The sequence below is a fragment of the Bacillus sp. XT-4 genome (assembly GCF_050864245.1).
GTDB lineage: Bacteria > Bacillota > Bacilli > Bacillales > Bacillaceae > Bacillus > Bacillus altitudinis.
The window spans coordinates 738,732-757,696 of record NZ_JBPAFI010000001.1 but is presented as its reverse complement, the minus strand read 5'-3'; the positions used below and the strand labels follow the sequence as shown (position 1 = coordinate 757,696).

Below are 18,965 nucleotides of genomic sequence, written 5' to 3'. Positions count from 1 at the left end.
TTCTCTCACACGTGATCTTTTGAAAAAGGGTGGTAGACATGGGACTAATTGTACAAAAATTTGGTGGAACATCTGTTGGATCGACAGAAAAAATTCGCAATGCCGCAGAGAGAGTCATCGCTGAACGCGAGGCAGGAAATGATGTGGTCGTGGTTGTGTCTGCGATGGGAAAATCAACGGATGTTCTAGTAGACCTAGCGAAAGAACTCACAGATGATCCAAGCAAAAGAGAAATGGATATGCTACTGACAACTGGTGAGCAGGTGACCATTTCATTATTAGCGATGGCACTGCAAGCAAAAGGTTATGATGCCATTTCCTTTACAGGCTGGCAAGCTGGGATGAAAACAGAGAAGGTGCACGGAAATGCAAGAATCGTGGACATCGATGAAGCAAGAATCAAAGAAGAACTGAGTGCGGGAAAAGTCGTCGTTGTAGCAGGTTTCCAAGGAATTGCGGATGATCTACATATTACAACACTTGGGCGTGGTGGATCAGATACGACAGCAGTGGCACTAGCTGCGGCACTCAAAGCGGACAAATGTGATATTTATACGGACGTACCAGGTGTGTTTACAACAGATCCTCGTTATGTGCCGTCTGCGCGAAAACTTGCAGGAATTTCATACGATGAAATGCTTGAGTTAGCCAATTTAGGAGCAGGTGTGCTGCATCCGAGAGCGGTCGAATTTGCGAAAAATTATCAAATCCCACTAGAAGTCCGTTCTAGTATTGAAAATGAATCGGGTACGTTAATTGAGGAGGAATCATCCATGGAACAAAATTTAGTTGTAAGAGGCATTGCATTTGAAGATCAGATGACACGCGTGACGGTATGCGGCCTTTCAAGCGGTTTAACAACGCTATCGACGATTTTTACGACACTTGCAAAGCAAAATATCAATGTTGATATCATCATTCAGTCTGTCACAAGCACCAATCAGACCTCCATCTCTTTCTCTGTGAAAACGGATGATTTGTCTAAAACAGTTGAAGTATTAGAAGAATATAAAGGAGCGCTTGGCTATGAGCAGATTGAGACAGAAAGCAAATTAGCCAAAGTATCTATCGTTGGCTCTGGTATGGTCTCAAACCCAGGCGTTGCGGCTGAAATGTTCGCTGTGTTAGCTCAAAAAGACATTCAAGTGAAAATGGTCAGTACGTCTGAGATTAAAGTCTCAACAGTCGTTGATCGTGAAGATATGGTGAAAGCTGTAGAAGCCCTTCATGATGCGTTTGAATTATCAAAGGTGAGCGCCGCTGCTCATTCTTAAATCTTCAAAAGAGGTGTATCTCATGAAAAGATACACCTCTTTTTTATATTGGAAATCATCAGCATATGAAGAAAGAAAAACATGCGTAAACCGGTACGCCAACTGTGCTATGATAGAAGGGTATATAAAAAAGGCGTGACACAAAGTCCTCGCCTTTCATAAGCAGTGTTAGCTAGGGTCTCTTAAATCCCATTTAACGGTTAAAATGACTTTATCAGCACGCTTCTTTACTTGTTCATATGATTCAGCCACGTGCTCATTGAGAAGCTGAATCTGTTCAGCGATAAAACCTGCTTCCATTTGAAAGCATGGCTCCTTTTGATAGCTGAGTCGATTCGATACAAGTGGACCTTCGAGCTCAAACTCAATTTCCTGTTTTTTAGAATGGACCATCGTGAGAGTTCCCCATCCGGCATCATGGAAAAATTCGGGGATCTTTTCCCATGACTCTTGAGGAAATTTACGAGCAAGCAGTTTACCCGCAAAATACATCATAGATGAATGATCCTGACCAAGAATGTCAGGCAGCAGAACTTCGCGTATCAGCTCGTAGGCAAATCCATTGACTTCAATTTCTTTTAGCTGTTCTAAGTTAGATTCGAATTTATTCATTGTATGGCTCCCCTCTTTCAACAATTTATTATAGCTTATGTGGGCATATGATGACAGAGTTTTCCCTGAAGTCTAAGAAATTCTTATTGTAGTAAAACGAATTTTGATTTAAAACTTTTAAATTTCGGAAAATTTTAATTTATGTACGCGGTTTCTTGACGCTTTTTTGACATAGGAGTAAAATGAAATTGTCAATAAATTTGAATAAAGTGCTTACAATTGAAAGAAGCGGGGTAAGACAATTTTCAAGCAATTGCACTTTTTTTACTAGGGGGTAAAGTAATGTCGGGGAACAAAGAATTTTTTTATCGGAGATTGCATTCTTTGCTTGGCGTCATTCCGGTCGGTCTATTTTTAGTACAGCACTTAGTGATTAACCACTTTGCGACGAATGGACCAGAGGCGTTTAACAAAGCTGCACACTTTATGGAACAGCTTCCATTCAGATATGCACTTGAGCTGTTCGTGATTTTCTTACCACTGATCTATCATGCTGTTTATGGGGTGTACATAGCCTTTACGGCACAAAACAACACGTCTCGCTTCAGTTACTTAAGAAACTGGTTGTTCAGACTGCAACGGATTACAGGTATCATCACATTGATTTTTGTCACTTGGCACGTATGGGAAACACGCATTCAAGCGCAGCTTGGAGCTGAAGTAAACTATGACATGATGGCGAATATTTTAAGCTCTCCATTTATGCTAGGTTTCTATATTGTCGGCGTTTTATCTACTATTTTCCACTTTGCTAATGGCTTGTGGTCATTTGCTGTCAGCTGGGGAATTACAGTTTCACCACGCTCACAAAGAATCTCCACATATGTGACATTAGGTATATTTATAGCGCTTTCATATGTAGGGCTAAGAGCAATTTTCGCTTTTGTTTAAGAGGAAATAGATTAGTAGAAGAGGGAGAGGGGCTACAATGAGTAATTCTAGCATCATCGTTGTCGGAGGCGGCTTAGCTGGTCTCATGGCAACTATCAAAGCAGCAGAAGCGGGAACAGCTGTTAAACTATTTTCAATCGTACCTGTGAAACGTTCGCATTCTGTTTGTGCGCAGGGCGGAATTAACGGAGCGGTCAATACAAAAGGTGAAGGAGATTCACCTTATGAGCATTTTGATGACACGGTATATGGCGGAGACTTTTTAGCTAATCAGCCGCCAGTAAAGGCAATGTGTGAAGCAGCGCCGTCCATTATCCACTTACTTGATCGTATGGGTGTAATGTTTAACAGAACACCAGAAGGATTACTGGACTTCCGCCGTTTCGGGGGAACACAGCACCACCGTACAGCATTTGCTGGTGCGACAACAGGTCAGCAGTTATTATATGCACTAGATGAGCAGGTTCGCCGCTATGAAGTAGCAGGGCTTGTGACGAAATATGAAGGCTGGGAATTCCTTGGTGCTGTGTTAGATGACGAGGAAGTATGCCGAGGCATTGTCGCGCAGAACTTGACGACAATGGAAATCGAATCCTTCCGTTCAGATGCTGTCATCATGGCAACAGGAGGCCCTGGTATCGTATTCGGTAAATCAACGAACTCCATGATTAATACTGGATCAGCTGCATCGATCGTTTATCAGCAAGGTGCTCATTATGCTAATGGAGAATTCATTCAAATTCACCCAACAGCGATCCCAGGAGATGACAAGCTGCGTCTCATGAGTGAATCAGCTCGTGGTGAAGGTGGACGTGTTTGGACATATAAAGACGGAAAACCTTGGTACTTCCTAGAAGAAAAGTACCCAGCATACGGAAACCTTGTACCGCGTGACATTGCAACGCGTGAAATTTTCGACGTATGTGTGGAGCAAAAGCTTGGCATCAACGGAGAGAACATGGTGTATCTAGACCTTTCTCACAAAGATCCAAAAGAGCTTGATATTAAGCTTGGTGGAATCATTGAAATCTATGAAAAATTCATGGGTGATGACCCGCGTAAGCTTCCGATGAAAATTTTCCCGGCTGTTCATTATTCAATGGGCGGCTTATGGGTTGATTATGATCAAATGACGAATATCAAAGGCTTGTTTGCTGCAGGAGAATGTGATTACTCTATGCACGGCGGAAACAGACTTGGTGCAAACTCATTGCTTTCTGCGATTTACGGCGGAATGGTTGCTGGACCAAATGCTGTGAAATACATTAGCGGTCTTGAAAAGTCTGCAGAAGATTTATCATCTGCAACATTCGACAGTGCCGTGAAGAAAGAGCAGGAGAAATGGGACAACATCCTTAGCATGGATGGCACAGAAAATGCATATGTGCTTCATAAAGAGCTTGGAGAATGGATGACGGACAACGTGACAGTGGTTCGTTACAACGAGAAGCTCTTAAAAACAGATCAGAAGATTGAAGAACTGATGGAGCGCTATAAGCATATTAACATCAACGATACAGCTTCATGGAGCAACCAAGGCGCTGCCTTCACGCGTCAGCTTGACAACATGCTTCAGCTGGCACGCGTCATTACGATTGGGGCTTACAACCGGAATGAAAGCCGAGGCGCACACTATAAACCGGAATTCCCAGAAAGAAACGATGAAGAATTCCTAAAAACAACGATGGCTACGTTCAAAGGGAAGAACCAAAAACCTGCATTCCACTATGAGGACGTCGATGTATCGTTAATTGCACCTCGTAAACGAGATTACTCGAAGAAAAAGGTGGAGAAATAAGATGAGTGAAAAAAACACGATTCAATTTATTATCACACGTCAAGATACAGCAGATGGCAAGCCTTATGATGAGGAATTCGAAATCCCTTACCGTCCGAATATGAACGTCATTTCTGCACTCATGGAAATCAGACGTAATCCGGTCAATAAAAAAGGTGAAAAAACAACGGCGATCAACTGGGACATGAACTGTCTTGAAGAAGTATGTGGCGCTTGTTCCATGGTCATTAATGGAACGCCTCGCCAATCATGTACTGCACTGATTGACAAGTTAGAGCAGCCGATCCGTCTTCAGCCGATGAAAACGTTCCCGGTTGTGAGAGACTTGCAGGTTGATCGAAGCCGTATGTTCAATTCATTGAAAAAAGTCAAAGCATGGGTGCCGATCGATGGCACATATGATCTTGGACCTGGACCAAGAATGCCTGAGAAAAAGCGTCAATGGGCGTATGAGCTTTCAAAATGTATGACATGTGGTGTCTGCCTTGAAGCTTGTCCAAACGTGAATGATAAGTCTTCCTTTATGGGCCCTGCACCGCTTTCACAAGTTCGTCTATTTAACGCACATCCGACAGGTGCAATGAATAAGTCTGACCGTTTAGAAGAAATTATGGGTGATGGCGGTCTCGCAAACTGCGGGAACTCTCAAAACTGTGTGCAGGCTTGTCCGAAAGGAATCCCGCTCACAACATCAATTGCAGCACTTAACCGAGATACAACATTACAAGCTTTCCGTAACTTCTTCGGAAGCGATCACGCAGAATAACATCACATTCAGTCCTCCTTGCCAATCATGATGAGTGTTTACAAGAGGCTGGATGCAAAAACATAACAAACGCCTCTTCCAATACGGGAGAGGCGTTTGTTTGCGAATAAGGAGTGGATCAAATGAGGCTGCCGTCATATATTGAAGAACCGTTTGAAGAGTGGAGGGCATCGTTTCGATTTTATGTGGAAACAACCGTCCGTTTTTCAGAAACGGATATGTTTGGTCACATGAACAATGTCACCCCATTTGTGTATTTTGAAGAGGCGCGGATTGCCTTCTTTCAAAAAACGGGAATTGTAGATAAGCGAATGAAGCGCGCGAGAGAGACGATTACGGTCGTGGCAAACCTTCAATGTGATTACATCAAGCAAGTGGAAATCGGTGAGAGGCTGCGTGTGTATGTAAAGCCAGAAAAGGTTGGATCAAGCTCTCTCATCCTTCATTATTTAGGAGAAAATGAACAGCAAGAACCGTGTTTTACAGGCTCAGTCACGATGGTGCAAATAAGTAAAGACACCGGTGCCCCTGTACCGTTTACAGAAGAGGAAAAAGAGACTTTTCAGGCCCAGCGACATTAAAGAATCACGGTCACATGTTTCATTTTGTTATAATAAAAGAATCATAATGAAGAAGAAACAAAAGGAGAGCACATGAAGATTTTTCAATACGACACCATTGATAGTACAAATAATGAAGCGAAAAGGCTTATTCAGCAAGGAGAAACCCCTTCATTTGCTGTATATGCCCGGCAGCAGACAGCAGGGAGAGGCAGGCTTGGCAGACCGTGGGAAACGCCTACAGGGAATGTAGCTGTCACGATGACAGTAAAACCGCCAGTAGATATCTCCACCCAATCAACGATTGCCCCGCTGACGGCACTTGCCATTTATGATGTACTCAAACCACTCATGAGAGCAGAGGATAAACTGGCGATCAAATGGCCAAATGATCTATTGATTAATGAAGCGAAAGTATCTGGCACATTAATTGAAGCAGACCGCAGCGCCATTTACATCGGTGTGGGCATCAATGTAGAGACAAAGCCGGAGCACGTTCCGTATAAAACCGTTTGCCTATCAGAACTCACTGAGGTGAAAGCCGACCAGCTAGTGAAAGATTTGGAAGCGGCCTTTGAAAAATACCATGCACGCTGGCAAATGGAAGGATTTGAAGCCCTCACTGCCCTTTATAACAAACGATTATATCGGCTGAATCAACCGCTTCGTATTTCATTAGATCGTGAAAAGCAAACATGGCAGGAAGGGATTTGCTGTGGTGTGAATCGTTATGGTCATATTCAGTTAAAAGATGATCAAGGACATATAAAAGCCCATTCAGCAGGAGATATTGATGCACCGCCCAAGTAGACAATTTCTCGTTCGATGAGTGTGTAGACAAACCGTTGCATTCGATGTTAGAACGGATTGCTTTAAGATCTTCACACTGAAAAAAAGACAAAGAGCTAAAATCAGTTCATTTTAGCTCTTTGTCGACAAGATGACGTCTCATTTATGCTTCTCTTTTTATTTGAGGTTGAACCATGTAGTCTTGTTTTGTAAAGACCACTCCATCTAGAATTTCTCTTGCGGTTCGAATGACTTTCACTCTATTTTGTGAGATATCAATTTCAGTTTGCATAATACCAGCAGGATGCCCAATACGGAGGGTGTCATCTTTTCCTTGAAACAGCTGAGCTGGAAGCGTTTGATCCATGAAACAGCTGGCTGACACACAGACAGATCCGGTAATGGCAAGTGCTTGGTGCGGTCTTTGCATCGATAGCATCCGAACGATGATGTCCATATCTGCTGCTCTTCTCAATATTCCATTTGTATCTACATAATCAGCAGGCTCGCTAATAATTGCAAGCTTAGGAACAGCTGGAGACTGTAATGTGGCCAATTCTTTTGGTGCAAAGTGGCACATTTCAGCAGCGATGGAACGAATCTCTTCTAAATCATCCAGCAATTCGTCTGTAAACTCCTCAGGCAATTCAGTTCCTTTTAATTGAATATCTTTGGCACGGACAAAGGCGATTGGATTTGCAATGTCAACGATTGAGATCGGAATCTCTCCAAACTTTGTTTGGATCGTATCCATTTTGTTTCCAGTCGGAAAGGTTTTACCTGTGACAGCGCCTTCAGGTTTCTCAAAGGATAAATAAATGGGAGAACCTGTTCCTTTCACTCCTGGAATTTCTGCCTGTCCTTCAAATTTTACTTCTCCGTTCTCGACTTCTACCTCTGCCACAATGATTTTATTCGTGTTGGTATTCAGAATACGTACTGTTGTGACAGGCTCAACTGCTTGGACAAGTCCTTTAATGATGGCATACGGTCCAACTGCTGATGAGATATTCCCACAGTTTCCTTTAAAGTCGACAAATCTTTCATTGATGCTGACTTGTGCAAACGTATAGTTCACATCCACATCTGGACGAGTGGCTTTATCGATAATGGCCACCTTACTTGTTAAAGAATTACCGCCCCCGATTCCATCAACTTGCAGCCGGTCAGGGCTACCCATAATGTCTAATAGAAATGCTTCGAGCTCATCGTGTTCGTAAGGTGCATCATTGGCTTGAATGAAGACCCCTTTGCTTGTACCGCCTCGCATGATTGTGATTGGAACTTTTCTCATTGCTCTCACCCTCAATTGTTTAGTTACTATTTATCTAATCAAAATGGTAAAGTATAATAAGAAATAAGTTAAATACATTATTTTAAGAGAAACTGATAAAATATTTTTATAACAAGGTCAAAAGGAGGGCACACAATGGATGAGAAAGATTGGCGGTTTTTAAAGGTGCTATATGAAGAGAAGAACATCACAAAAGCGGCAGAAAAATTATTTGTATCGCAGCCTGCCTTAAGTTATCGATTGAAACAGCTTGAAGAGGAATTTGACATGAAGCTTTTCTTTAAAAGAAAGCGAGGCATTGAATTTACATCAGAGGGCGAATACTTGGCTAAATACGCAAATGACATGCTCAAGCAGCTCCAGCAAACGAAAGATGGCATGCTCAATATGCAAAAAAAGGTCAAAGGAACGATCAGGTTAGGGGTGTCGAGTAACTTTGCTCAATATAAACTGCCGGAAATTTTAAGAGAGTTTTCTAAGCAGTATCCACATGTTCAATTTATGGTGAACACAGGATGGAGCACAAAAGTCATGGATTTATTAGGGACATCAAGTGTACATTTAGGGATTTTAAGAGGAGATTACGACTGGAATGGAGAGCGATTTTTGCTTGATAAAGAACGCCTTTGTATCATTTCAAAATCAGAAATACAGCTAAAGGACCTTCCGAAACTGCCGCTCATTGACTATCACACGGATAGTTCATTAAAACGATTGATTAACAGATGGTGGCAGGAGACGTTCACGATGCCTCCGCTTGTGACAATGGAGACAGACAGGCAAGATACATCAAAAGAGATGGTGAAGCATGGTTTAGGTTATGCCATTGTCCCGGAAATTTGCCTCAGACCAAGTGATGAGCTATTTGTAAAAGGTCTTTCGTATAAAGATGGACAGCCTGTTTTAAGAGATACATGGCTCATGTACCAGCCGGATTCCCTTCATTTGTCTGTTGTGAAAGCATTCATTGAGTTTTTAAGAAGTCAGCAAGGCTAATTATAAAAAAAATTTATTGAATAGACGAAAAAATCGATATTTTCATTATAAAAAAAGCTATTATATCCTTGAAATAGAAAGCGCTAACATTTCGGGCCGCAAGTGCAAAAGGGGCGCTTGTGGATCGTGTAAAGAAGAGGATGGAGGGATATGAAGTGCTAGCTATTTTAGGGATCTTGATGGTCGTGACTTTTACATTTCTTATTATGACAAAACGTATGCATCCGGTGGTGGCTCTAACCGTTGTGCCAATCATCTTTGCATTAATTGGTGGATTTTACAGCGGATTAGGGGACATGATGCTTGATGGACTCAAGACCGTTGCACCATCTGCTGCTTTATTGTTATTTGCCATCTTATTCTTCGGTGTCATGCTGGATGCTGGATTGTTTGACCCGTTGATCAAACTGATTTTACGCCTTGTGAAAGGCGATCCGGTCAAAATTGCTTTTGGGGTAGCGATTTTGTCTATGCTTGTTGCATTAGATGGTGATGGGACGACAACGTACATGATTACCGTATCAGCTATGCTGCCACTTTTCTTAAGAATTGGGATGAACCCGCTGATTTTAGGGACGATTTCATTATTATCACTAGGCATTATGAGTGGAATGACGCCTTGGGGCGGTCCAGCTACTCGTGCGATTGCTGCACTTGGTTTAGATGCAGCGGAATTCTTCATTCCATTACTCCCGACGATGATAGGGGGCGGTCTTTTTATCCTTTTTACAGCGTATGTTCTTGGAAAAAAAGAACGGAAGCGCATTGGGGTTGCCGAGATTCAGTATAAAGAAGAGGTCTCGATCTCTCCTGAATTGGCGGCATCAATTGAAGATGGCGTTGCAGATATGAAGAGACCAAACTTGATTTGGGTCAACTTCTTCCTGACGATTGCTGTCATGGTCACACTTGTATTGGATATCGTACCGATTCCTGTACTCTTTCTCATTGGCTTTGTCATTGCGCTTATGATCAACTATCCAAAAGTGGAAGATCAGCGTGAGCGGATTTTATCGCATGCAGGAAATGCTTTAACGGTCATTACCCTTGTGTTTGCAGCAGGAATTTTCACAGGCATTTTTTCGGGAACAAAAATGGTGGAGTCCATTGCTCACTTGGTCATTTACATGATTCCAGATTCATACAGCTCATTTTTTCCACTCATTGTCGCTTTGACGAGTATGCCATTTACATTTGTTCTTTCAAATGATGCGTATTATTTCGGGGTGCTGCCAATCTTAGCTGAAGCCGGCGCAGCTTACGGAATTGATCCAGTAGAAATTGCGCGCGCCTCTATTATCGGACAGCCTGTCCATTTACTGAGTCCGCTTGTGGCTTCCACATTACTACTTGTGAGTATGCTGAATAAAGATATCGGTGATTTGCAAAAGTACGCACTGTTATGGACCGTACTCACAGCCCTGTTTACAACACTTATTGCTCTTTTAACAGGAGCCATTTCGATATTTTAAAAGCTTGTTTGATCAAGGACGATGTCTCTATGGGGACTCGTCCTTTTTTGTGCGGTTTGAAGGGGAGCAAATTGGACGCTCATCTGCGGGAATTCTCGATTTTAACGTCACCTACCTCAAGTACCCGGCATATGATATCTCGACTATACAGAATCCCATTCTATAGAGACTAGAGCTCTCACCTTAGCAAGGAGGGTTACAATACTTGAAGGAGAAAGAGTTTCAATCCAAGCCGCTATTAACCAAAAGAGAAAGAGAAGTATTCGAATTGCTCGTCCAAGATAAAACAACAAAAGAAATTGCAAGCGAGCTTTTTATTAGCGAAAAGACTGTTCGAAATCATATTTCGAATGCCATGCAAAAGCTAGGAGTCAAAGGTCGTTCACAGGCCGTAGTCGAGCTTCTGCGTATGGGTGAGCTAGAGCTCTAACGTCAGCCGGTTTTCCTTCCGCACCAGGGAGGAGCCGGTTATTTCTATATCGTTTCCATGAGTCTCTTCTTGCAATTTCATTGAAAAACGAGGAAAATAGGAATGTACGTTTTAATCAAAGTGAGATGCTATAGTGAGGTATCAATGAAATGGAAACGAATGAGTCAGGCCATGTTGCAGAAATTGAAAAATCATTGCGCCATATTGCTGCAATCATTAAGCAAAAAGGTAGAGAAATTCTGAATCAATATACGATTACACCTCCTCAATTTGTGGGGCTTCAGTGGCTTTATGAATTCGGAGATATGACAATAGGTGAGCTATCACAAAAGATGTATTTGGCTTGCAGCACGACAACCGATTTAATTGATCGAATGGAAAAAAGTGAACTTGTTGAACGGGTGAAAGATCCGTCTGACCGCCGCGTGGTTCGCATTCATTTATTACCTGAAGGTGAGCGGATCATTCAAGAAGTGATTGTCAAACGCCAAGAATACGTCAGTGAACTTCTAGGGGCTTTCTCAGAAGAAGAAGCCATCGTTTTCAACCAATCTTTAACGAAACTACAGCAGCAAATGAAAAGAAAATGAGGCGATTTTGTTGGATCAACCCATCGGCGTGATTGATTCCGGTGTAGGCGGTTTAACCGTTGCGAAGGAAATCATGAGACAACTGCCAAAAGAAAAGATTATTTATGTAGGCGACACAAAACGATGTCCATACGGCCCTCGAGCAGAAGAAGAGGTTCTTCAATATACATGGGAAATGGCACACTACCTATTAAGACATCACCATATTAAAATGCTTGTCATTGCGTGTAACACTGCGACGGCGATAGCACTTGATGAAATTAAAGCAACACTTGATATCCCGGTCATTGGCGTAATCCAGCCCGGAGCCCGCACAGCGATCAAGGTGACAAACAATCAGCATATTGGCGTCATCGGCACAGTCAATACGATCAAAAGTGAGGCCTATAAAGAAGCACTGCTTTCTTTAAAAGCAGGACTAACTGTTCAAAGTCTGGCATGTCCATTGCTTGTGCCATTTGTGGAAAGTGGTACGTTTTTAGATCATGCAGCAGATGAAGTCGTAAAAGCTTCTCTTGAACCGATGAAAGAAACAGGCATTGATACGCTCATTCTTGGCTGCACGCACTACCCGATTTTAAAAGAACCGATTCAGCGCTTTATGGGCAGTGGCGTCAACATCATTTCTTCAGGAGACGAGACAGCGAGAGAAGCGAGCACAATTCTTTCATATAAAGGGCTGTTAAATGACTCGAAGGAAGAGCCTGTTCATACGATTTACACAACAGGGCAGCAGCAAAACTTTCAAAACATCGCTCAAGACTGGTTCGGCTACCTGCCAGGAAAGGTCGAAACGGTTTCGCTTGAACACGTATATCAGCAATAACCTACTTCTCATGGAAGTGGGTTATTTTTTTATGAAAAGGGTCTAATCCTCTGAGGGAGCTCGTATACATACTAGTACAAACCACTAGAGGAGGGTGAAGTATGCTGAAAAAAGGAACTACAGCAGCTGTTACGTGTATTGCGTCAGCCATGCTTTTATCAGGATGCGGATTGTTTCAAACAGACCAAGCGAAAACAGAGATTGATCCACCACAAAATGTCACGTTTGTGAAAGAAAATAAAGAAGAGAAACAAACAGCGAAAGAAGGAAAAGAAGAGAAGCAAGCAGATACAGTTATGAGAGAATTATATTTAATTGATAAAAATGGGTATGTTGTGTCTCAATCCATTCCGCTGCCGAAAAACGAAGGAAGTGCGAAACAAACACTTGAATACCTCGTAGACGGGGGACCGATTTCTAACCTGATGCCAAATGGATTCAGAGCCGTGCTGCCGGCGGACACGAGCGTATCTGTCGATATTAAAGATGGCACCGCGGTTGTTGATTTCTCAAATGAATTCAAAAACTATAAAAAAGAAGACGAACAGCGCATTTTGCAATCAGTCACTTGGACATTAACGCAGTTTGATTCGGTAGCGAAAGTCAAATTAAAGATGAATGGCCATGAATTAAAAGAGATGCCTGTGAATGGGACACCGATTTCAGATGATTTAAGCAGAGAGGACGGCATTAATATTCAGCACGAGGCTGCGGCTGATATGACATCGACAAAGCCTGTGACTGTCTACTATTTAGCTGAATCTGATAAACAGACGTACTATGTTCCAGTGACCAAAAGAGCACCAAAAGACGAGGATGATCCAATTACAGCAGCCATTGATGAGCTCGTCTCTGGGCCAAGCAAAACAAGCCAATTGCTGACAGACTTTGATCAAGATGTGAAGCTGAATGATGTTCCGAAAGTAAAAGACGGTCATGTGACACTTGATTTCAATGAATCCATTTTTGGCAGTGCAGATGAAAAGAAAAAGGTCATTTCACAAAAAGTTCTTGATAGCATTGTGCTGACATTAACAGAGCTGCCAGATGTGAAAAGCGTGTCTGTGAAGGTAAACGGAAAGGCAGAGCTTGTGAATGAAAAAGGAACAGAACTCACAAAGCCAGTTTCAAGACCAGAACAAGTGAATACAGGTAGTTTTTAACGTCACACATTGATATAATGGAGAAAAAGAGGCATGCACATTCGCTGCCTCTTTTTTATTCCAAGCGATTAGAACGGATCGAGGTTGTCAAAGTTAATAGGAGAACCCCGCTGACACCCGCGCGGAATGTATATTGTAACGGAGGTAAAACATGAGATTAGATGAAAGACAATACGACGAATTAAGAAAAATTGAAATACAGGCAGGCTACATTACGCACCCAGAAGGCTCTGTCTTAATCTCAGCGGGAAATACGAAGGTGATTTGTAACGCATCTATCGAGGACCGCGTACCTCCTTTTTTAAGAGGAGAAGGAAAAGGCTGGATTACAGCAGAATATAGCATGCTTCCAAGAGCAACGGCTCAAAGAACGATAAGAGAATCATCTAAAGGAAAAGTCACAGGACGTACAATGGAGATCCAGCGTTTAATTGGACGAGCTCTGCGCGCAGTCGTTGATTTAGAAAAGCTTGGTGAACGCACCATTTGGATTGATTGTGATGTCATTCAAGCAGACGGCGGCACACGCACAGCATCTATTACAGGTGCATTTGTGGCCATGACACTAGCGATTCAAAAGCTTCGATCTGAAGGCGTTTTGAAAGAAAATCCGATCACTGATTATTTAGCTGCGATATCCGTCGGAATTGATTCTAAACAGGGACTTCTGTTAGATTTAAATTATGAAGAAGATTCTTCAGCTGAAGTGGATATGAATGTCATTATGACAGGCGCTGGACGCTTTGTTGAACTTCAAGGCACTGGCGAAGAAGCGACATTCTCAAGAGAACAACTAAACGGACTGCTTGATTTAGCCGAAAAAGGCATCAAAGAATTAATTGAAAAGCAAAAAGCAGTGACAGGAGAAGTTATCGAATAAAGAGAAGGGTTTGATCAGGATGAAAACTGCCATCATCGCAACGCACAATGCGGGCAAAGCGAAAGAATTCAAAGCCATTCTTGAGCCAAAAGGATTCACGGTCAAAACACTAGCGGACATCGGATTTACGGAAGAGATCGAAGAAACAGGACATACCTTTGAAGAAAATGCGATTATCAAAGCCGAGGCCATTCAAGCCAAAGCAGGTGAAATGGTGATTGCAGACGACTCGGGTCTGTCGATTGATTACCTTGGCGGAAAACCTGGCGTCTATTCAGCGAGGTATGCGGGCGAGCATAAAAACGATGCCGAGAACGTGGAAAAGGTGCTGAATGAGCTGCGAGGCATAGAAAAAGAAGACCGCACTGCTAGATTCAGATGTGCCCTGGCTGTCAGTATACCGGGCAAAGAGACTCAAACGGTAGAAGGATCAGTAGAAGGCTTCATCGCCGAAGAACCGATCGGCGAAAACGGCTTCGGATACGACCCGATTTTCATCGTCAAAGACAAAGACCAGACGATGGCCGAGTTATCACCAGAGGAGAAAAACAAGATCAGCCATCGAGCGGTTGCGCTTCAAAAGCTTTCATCACTGCTAGACGCAAATGAATAAGGGGGAATGAAGCCATGAAGATACTCATCATTAGTGACAGTCATGGACTCACAGACGAACTTCAAACCATTGCCAAACGGCATGCGAATGAAGTGGACATGATGATTCACTGCGGAGATTCAGAACTCGAAACGAACCACCCAGCACTCGAAGGATACAAAGTCGTCAAAGGAAATTGTGACTTTATGGGCGATTTTGAAGAAGAGCTCCTGCTCCCACTCGACGGAGGCGGAAAACTATTTCTCACTCACGGACATCTGCATGGCATCAAACAATCCTTGCTCCAAGTCTACTACCGTGCAGAAGAGCTAGGCGCAGACATTATCTGCTTTGGCCACTCGCACATCCCTGGCAGTGAACTGCTAAGAGGAAAACTGCTCATTAACCCAGGCAGCGTGCACCTGCCAAGAGTGCGCAAAGAGCGCAGCTATGCTATACTGACACTAGATGGAAGTGAAGCAAACGTACAGTTTTTCACGGACGAAGGTCACGTCATACTAGACCTCGAAAACACTGTCACATTGGAAGGTATTTCATAAGGGTGCAGCATTTGCCCCTTATGAAAAAACTTTCGAAAAACCGTTGACTTTAAAGAACAATAGTAATATAATAAATCTTGTCGCTGAGGTAATACGCCAAAGCACACTACATAACAACATGTCCCAGTAGCTCAGCAGGATAGAGCAACGGCCTTCTAAGCCGTCGGTCGGGAGTTCGAATCTCTCCTGGGACGTATAATGATTTAAAACTGTTAAAAGCCAGAAACATTGATTCATCAATGTTTCTGGCTTTTTTATTTTATCTTATTGTTTAAGAAAGGAGGCCTTACCTATTTTAGCGATCTTTTATGACTCTAGTAACTGATGACGTCGGTACTCTCAGGTTTATTGCCTTTTGATCCGCCAACATATACTACTACACCACGAGTTTTTTGAATCAATTCTACTCATCCACCGAAGAAGCAGCTCTTAGAAAGATGGTTTGGTAAACTGAACGTGATCAGTTCATGAAACAGATTCAGCGTGCACAATTGTCTTACGCAAAAAGAGCGGCGCATATTAGTTATGCTCTATATGCAGGATGAAGAAATGTTTGATTACGAAATTTACGCGGAAATGGGTCTCAGCCAAAGGAATTATTATCGTGTTAAAAATAAAGCATATTATAGACTGGCCTTTGCTTTGAGAGAAGAAGTGTACAAGCAGGGGGATAAATCATGAATTTTGTTCAGCCAATAAGGGACCTTGATCAGATCCATTATATCAAGAAGTATTTAGGTGAGAGAAACAAACGAAACCTGCTGCTTTTTGTGGCCGGAATCAATTTAGGCTTGCGCATATCCGATCTGCTGCAATTGAGAGTTAAAGATGTAAGAAAGCAATATGTGTCGCTAAGAGAACAAAAAACAGGTAAAGAAAAAAGAATCAAAATAAACAAGACGCTTCGAAAAGCGATAGATCAATATATCAAAGACAAAGATGATCAAGAGTATCTTTTTAAGAGTAGAGAAGGGCTCAACAAACCAATCAGCCGTAGCAGTGCATACAACATTTTGAGAGAGGCTGCGGAGTATGTTGGGCTTGATAGCGTAGGTACACATACATTAAGGAAAACATTTGGATACTGGCATTATAAAAAGTTCAAGGATGTGGCCTTGCTGCAAGAAATCTTCAACCACTCAAGCCCAGATATCACACTGAGATATATCGGAATCACGCAAGATACAATGGATAGAACAATGGACAACTTCGGGCTGTGAATTATTTAGTCATTTTATCTATAAAATGATAATATTAGCATATTATCAGAAAAATAGAGGTGTTAATGATGACAATTGATCCTTTTGAATATGAGAAATACAAAAAATATTTTTTTACAAATTATATTACTGTAATTTCAGATCAGGATTTATTATTTAGTGATGAGAAATATAATAAATATAAGGTACACCACTATACCAATATTAATGGATTAGAAGGGATACTGAAAAAAGGTGAATTTTGGGTTTCTCAAGCAGACTTTTTAAATGATAAAACAGAGATGAAGTATACATTTGATATGAGCAAGGAAATATTTTCATCTATATGTAAAGAAAAAAAGAAGTCTCAAGATGAGATAAATACATTTCTCTATTTATTTGATGAAGCTGTAAATAGGAATAAAGAAAATGGGACTAATTATTATACCCTTTCTTTTTCCAGAAATCCGGATTCTAATCTATTATGGTCAAATTATTCTCAAGATGATGGATATAGTATTACTTTTAAATTTAAAGAATTATTTGATGGGCTGACGCAAGATAGGAATTTTGGAGATCCTTTGCCGATTGCTTCCAAAGTGATTTATGAAAAGTCTGAACAAAAAAGTAAACTTTTAAAGCTTTTAAGTGAGATTATTGATCGTTTTGAAGATAAGACTAACAAAGGTAATTATGATGTAAACAGTGATGCATTTATTATTAATGCTATAACTGTTTTGGAATGGTATTCTATCTTTTTTAAAGACGAGTGTTTTTCTCAAGAAGAAGAATTCAGAATTGCATTCCTCTATTTAAGAAATAGTGATGCTAAAATCTATGACTGTCGAATATCAAATGGGACATTTATTCCTTATGTGAAGATTAAAATTGATTGTAATTCCGTAAAGGGTGTTACTATAGGACCTAAAAATAACATGGATATTAACAAGGAAGGGTTACGTAAATTTCTTTGGAAACATGAATATGATTTAACTAAAGTTAATATTAGCAAATCTAAGATCCCTTATAGATATTAGTTATATTCGCTCTAAATTTACCACCTGGAAAAAGGTGGTTATTTTTGTGTTTTTTATTCAATTCACTACAAAAATTATATGTCTAATTCGTTTAGAGTGTTGGCTGAAAAGCAAGAGGGGTGAAGGGTTCAGCGATTTTCTGAGTTAGACACAATATTAGATATGGTGAATTGGTGGATAATGTGGATAATTGTAGAATTTTTGTTTATAATTTTAAATGAATTCTAAGGGGGAAATTAATTTGTCAACAAAAAAAGAGAAAAAGAAAGAAGAAATCCAAATAAAGAAAAAGAAAAAGGCGTTTGTAATTATGCCCATAGGGGAAGATAATAGCCCTGTTAGAAGGTCAGCCGAGGGAATTTATAAAGCTGTAATAAAACCTGTATTAAGTGGAATGGGTTATGACGCTCATGCAGCTCATGAAATTAGTGAGCTAGGTTCAATCAACAAACAGATAATTACTCGATTATTAGAAGATGATCTTGTAATAGCCAATTTAACAGGATTAAATCCTAATGTTATGTATGAAATTGCTGTTAGGCACGCTGCTAGAAAACCTATTGTTAGTTTGTGTGAAAGAGGAACAAGACTTCCTTTTGATTTATATGATGAACGCACGATTTTCTATACGAATGATATGCATGGTGTTTTAGATGTTAAGGTAGCTTTTGAAAAATATGTAGAAAGTGCTCTTGCAGAATCTACACCAGATAATCCAATTTATAGAGCTAAAAAAGAAAATATCATAGCTAATAATCTGCAAGCTAGTGATTCTGAAGAATTTAATATGTATACAAAAATTGAGGAATTAGAGCAATTAGTTAAAAGAGCTCTTAACGACAATTTTTATCCGAGAGCGTTGAATAATCCAGCAATAGATAATTTTTCTCTTTTTGATAATAAGTTCTATATTACGAATGATGCCAATAACGATGATAAAGAGTTCAAAAAGGATGTCATAAGAATATTAGGCTATTTAGGTATTACTAAATTTTCTGTGTTACCAGATACTGAAAAGGGTGGATACTATATTATGACTGATGATCTTAATAATAATTTATCAAGTCAATTTCAATTCTTCTTGAAGGAATCGGGTTACGGAGTAACTTTAATGGGACGAAAATAGCTTAGTTGTTTTGACTTGAAAATTGGCACAATTTTGGCACGATCTTGGCAAAGCATTTTGTCTGTGAGCGGTTATGATAGTAATATGAGATAGATTGAGAGCGGCTTCCA

20 protein-coding genes, 1 tRNA gene and 1 pseudogene are annotated in these 18,965 nt (G+C 41.0%); 20 read left to right on the top strand and 2 right to left on the bottom strand.

Annotated elements, in window-relative coordinates:
• Positions 1–38: 38 nt before the first annotated feature.
• The gene (locus ACRRMM_RS04020; RefSeq protein WP_007501626.1) at positions 39–1,274 is read left to right on the top strand and encodes an aspartate kinase; all 1,236 of its coding nucleotides are present in this window, start codon (positions 39–41) and stop codon (positions 1,272–1,274) included.
• 168 nt (positions 1,275–1,442) lie between these two features.
• On the opposite strand, the gene ACRRMM_RS04015 is transcribed toward ACRRMM_RS04020, so the two are convergent.
• Complete coding sequence (locus ACRRMM_RS04015) at positions 1,443–1,886, bottom strand: YslB family protein (protein ID WP_008345974.1); 444 nt, start codon at positions 1,884–1,886, stop codon at positions 1,443–1,445.
• 282 nt (positions 1,887–2,168) lie between these two features.
• On the opposite strand from ACRRMM_RS04015, the gene ACRRMM_RS04010 reads away from it, so the two are divergent.
• From ACRRMM_RS04010 to ACRRMM_RS03990, 5 genes are all read left to right on the top strand, one after another.
• Positions 2,169–2,777, top strand: a complete 609-nt coding sequence (locus tag ACRRMM_RS04010) for a succinate dehydrogenase cytochrome b558 subunit (RefSeq protein WP_007501622.1) — start codon at positions 2,169–2,171, stop codon at positions 2,775–2,777.
• 37 nt (positions 2,778–2,814) lie between these two features.
• Positions 2,815–4,575: a succinate dehydrogenase flavoprotein subunit gene (sdhA, locus tag ACRRMM_RS04005; RefSeq protein ID WP_008345971.1), complete on the top strand. Its 1,761-nt coding sequence runs from the start codon at positions 2,815–2,817 to the stop codon at positions 4,573–4,575.
• Position 4,576: 1 nt separating this feature from the next.
• Positions 4,577–5,341, top strand: coding sequence for a succinate dehydrogenase iron-sulfur subunit (gene sdhB, locus ACRRMM_RS04000; RefSeq protein ID WP_008345969.1), 765 nt, complete (start codon positions 4,577–4,579; stop codon positions 5,339–5,341).
• Positions 5,342–5,463: 122 nt separating this feature from the next.
• Entirely contained in the window at positions 5,464–5,922 is a 459-nt protein-coding gene (locus tag ACRRMM_RS03995; RefSeq protein ID WP_007501614.1) for an acyl-CoA thioesterase, read from the top strand.
• Between the two features lie 72 nt (positions 5,923–5,994).
• Entirely contained in the window at positions 5,995–6,711 is a 717-nt protein-coding gene (locus ACRRMM_RS03990) for a biotin--[acetyl-CoA-carboxylase] ligase (RefSeq protein ID WP_098680646.1), read from the top strand.
• A 142-nt stretch (positions 6,712–6,853) separates the two neighbouring features.
• Here ACRRMM_RS03990 and ACRRMM_RS03985 read toward each other — a convergent pair whose 3' ends face one another.
• A complete protein-coding gene (locus tag ACRRMM_RS03985; RefSeq protein WP_060832540.1) occupies positions 6,854–7,984 on the bottom strand; it encodes a 2-methylaconitate cis-trans isomerase PrpF family protein in 1,131 nt (376 codons plus the stop codon).
• A gap of 135 nt (positions 7,985–8,119) precedes the next feature.
• Between ACRRMM_RS03985 and ACRRMM_RS03980 the strand changes: the two genes are divergently transcribed.
• The 14 genes and pseudogenes from ACRRMM_RS03980 to ACRRMM_RS03915 all read left to right on the top strand — a co-directional run bounded on the left by ACRRMM_RS03980 (position 8,120) and on the right by ACRRMM_RS03915 (position 18,855).
• Complete coding sequence (locus ACRRMM_RS03980; protein WP_007501609.1) at positions 8,120–8,980, top strand: LysR family transcriptional regulator; 861 nt, start codon at positions 8,120–8,122, stop codon at positions 8,978–8,980.
• Positions 8,981–9,135: 155 nt separating this feature from the next.
• Complete coding sequence (locus tag ACRRMM_RS03975; protein WP_025207747.1) at positions 9,136–10,452, top strand: CitMHS family transporter; 1,317 nt, start codon at positions 9,136–9,138, stop codon at positions 10,450–10,452.
• Between the two features lie 205 nt (positions 10,453–10,657).
• Positions 10,658–10,882: a spore germination transcription factor GerE gene (gene gerE / locus ACRRMM_RS03970; protein WP_003184172.1), complete on the top strand. Its 225-nt coding sequence runs from the start codon at positions 10,658–10,660 to the stop codon at positions 10,880–10,882.
• Between the two features lie 149 nt (positions 10,883–11,031).
• Positions 11,032–11,472 carry a MarR family winged helix-turn-helix transcriptional regulator gene (locus ACRRMM_RS03965; protein ID WP_007501606.1) on the top strand — a complete coding sequence of 147 codons (441 nt, stop codon included), beginning with the start codon at positions 11,032–11,034 and terminating at the stop codon, positions 11,470–11,472.
• Between the two features lie 7 nt (positions 11,473–11,479).
• Positions 11,480–12,298: a glutamate racemase gene (racE, locus tag ACRRMM_RS03960; protein WP_206677428.1), complete on the top strand. Its 819-nt coding sequence runs from the start codon at positions 11,480–11,482 to the stop codon at positions 12,296–12,298.
• A 101-nt stretch (positions 12,299–12,399) separates the two neighbouring features.
• The gene (locus ACRRMM_RS03955; RefSeq protein ID WP_017358166.1) at positions 12,400–13,461 is read left to right on the top strand and encodes a GerMN domain-containing protein; all 1,062 of its coding nucleotides are present in this window, start codon (positions 12,400–12,402) and stop codon (positions 13,459–13,461) included.
• A gap of 151 nt (positions 13,462–13,612) precedes the next feature.
• Positions 13,613–14,341, top strand: coding sequence for a ribonuclease PH (rph, locus tag ACRRMM_RS03950; protein ID WP_017358165.1), 729 nt, complete (start codon positions 13,613–13,615; stop codon positions 14,339–14,341).
• 10 nt (positions 14,342–14,351) lie between these two features.
• Positions 14,352–14,954: an XTP/dITP diphosphatase gene (locus tag ACRRMM_RS03945; protein ID WP_169791232.1), complete on the top strand. Its 603-nt coding sequence runs from the start codon at positions 14,352–14,354 to the stop codon at positions 14,952–14,954.
• A 14-nt stretch (positions 14,955–14,968) separates the two neighbouring features.
• The gene (locus ACRRMM_RS03940; protein ID WP_212338307.1) at positions 14,969–15,493 is read left to right on the top strand and encodes a YfcE family phosphodiesterase; all 525 of its coding nucleotides are present in this window, start codon (positions 14,969–14,971) and stop codon (positions 15,491–15,493) included.
• A gap of 120 nt (positions 15,494–15,613) precedes the next feature.
• Positions 15,614–15,687 (top strand) — tRNA-Arg (locus ACRRMM_RS03935).
• A 154-nt stretch (positions 15,688–15,841) separates the two neighbouring features.
• A pseudogene (locus ACRRMM_RS03930) lies at positions 15,842–16,174 on the top strand (ArpU family phage packaging/lysis transcriptional regulator); the annotation flags it as partial.
• The gene (locus ACRRMM_RS03925) at positions 16,171–16,713 is read left to right on the top strand and encodes a site-specific integrase (protein ID WP_366205954.1); all 543 of its coding nucleotides are present in this window, start codon (positions 16,171–16,173) and stop codon (positions 16,711–16,713) included. The pseudogene ACRRMM_RS03930 and the gene ACRRMM_RS03925, both read left to right, overlap by 4 nt.
• A gap of 68 nt (positions 16,714–16,781) precedes the next feature.
• Positions 16,782–17,729, top strand: coding sequence for a DUF2971 domain-containing protein (locus tag ACRRMM_RS03920; RefSeq protein WP_058336563.1), 948 nt, complete (start codon positions 16,782–16,784; stop codon positions 17,727–17,729).
• A gap of 241 nt (positions 17,730–17,970) precedes the next feature.
• Positions 17,971–18,855 carry a hypothetical protein gene (locus ACRRMM_RS03915; protein ID WP_058336564.1) on the top strand — a complete coding sequence of 295 codons (885 nt, stop codon included), beginning with the start codon at positions 17,971–17,973 and terminating at the stop codon, positions 18,853–18,855.
• Positions 18,856–18,965 lie beyond the last annotated feature (110 nt).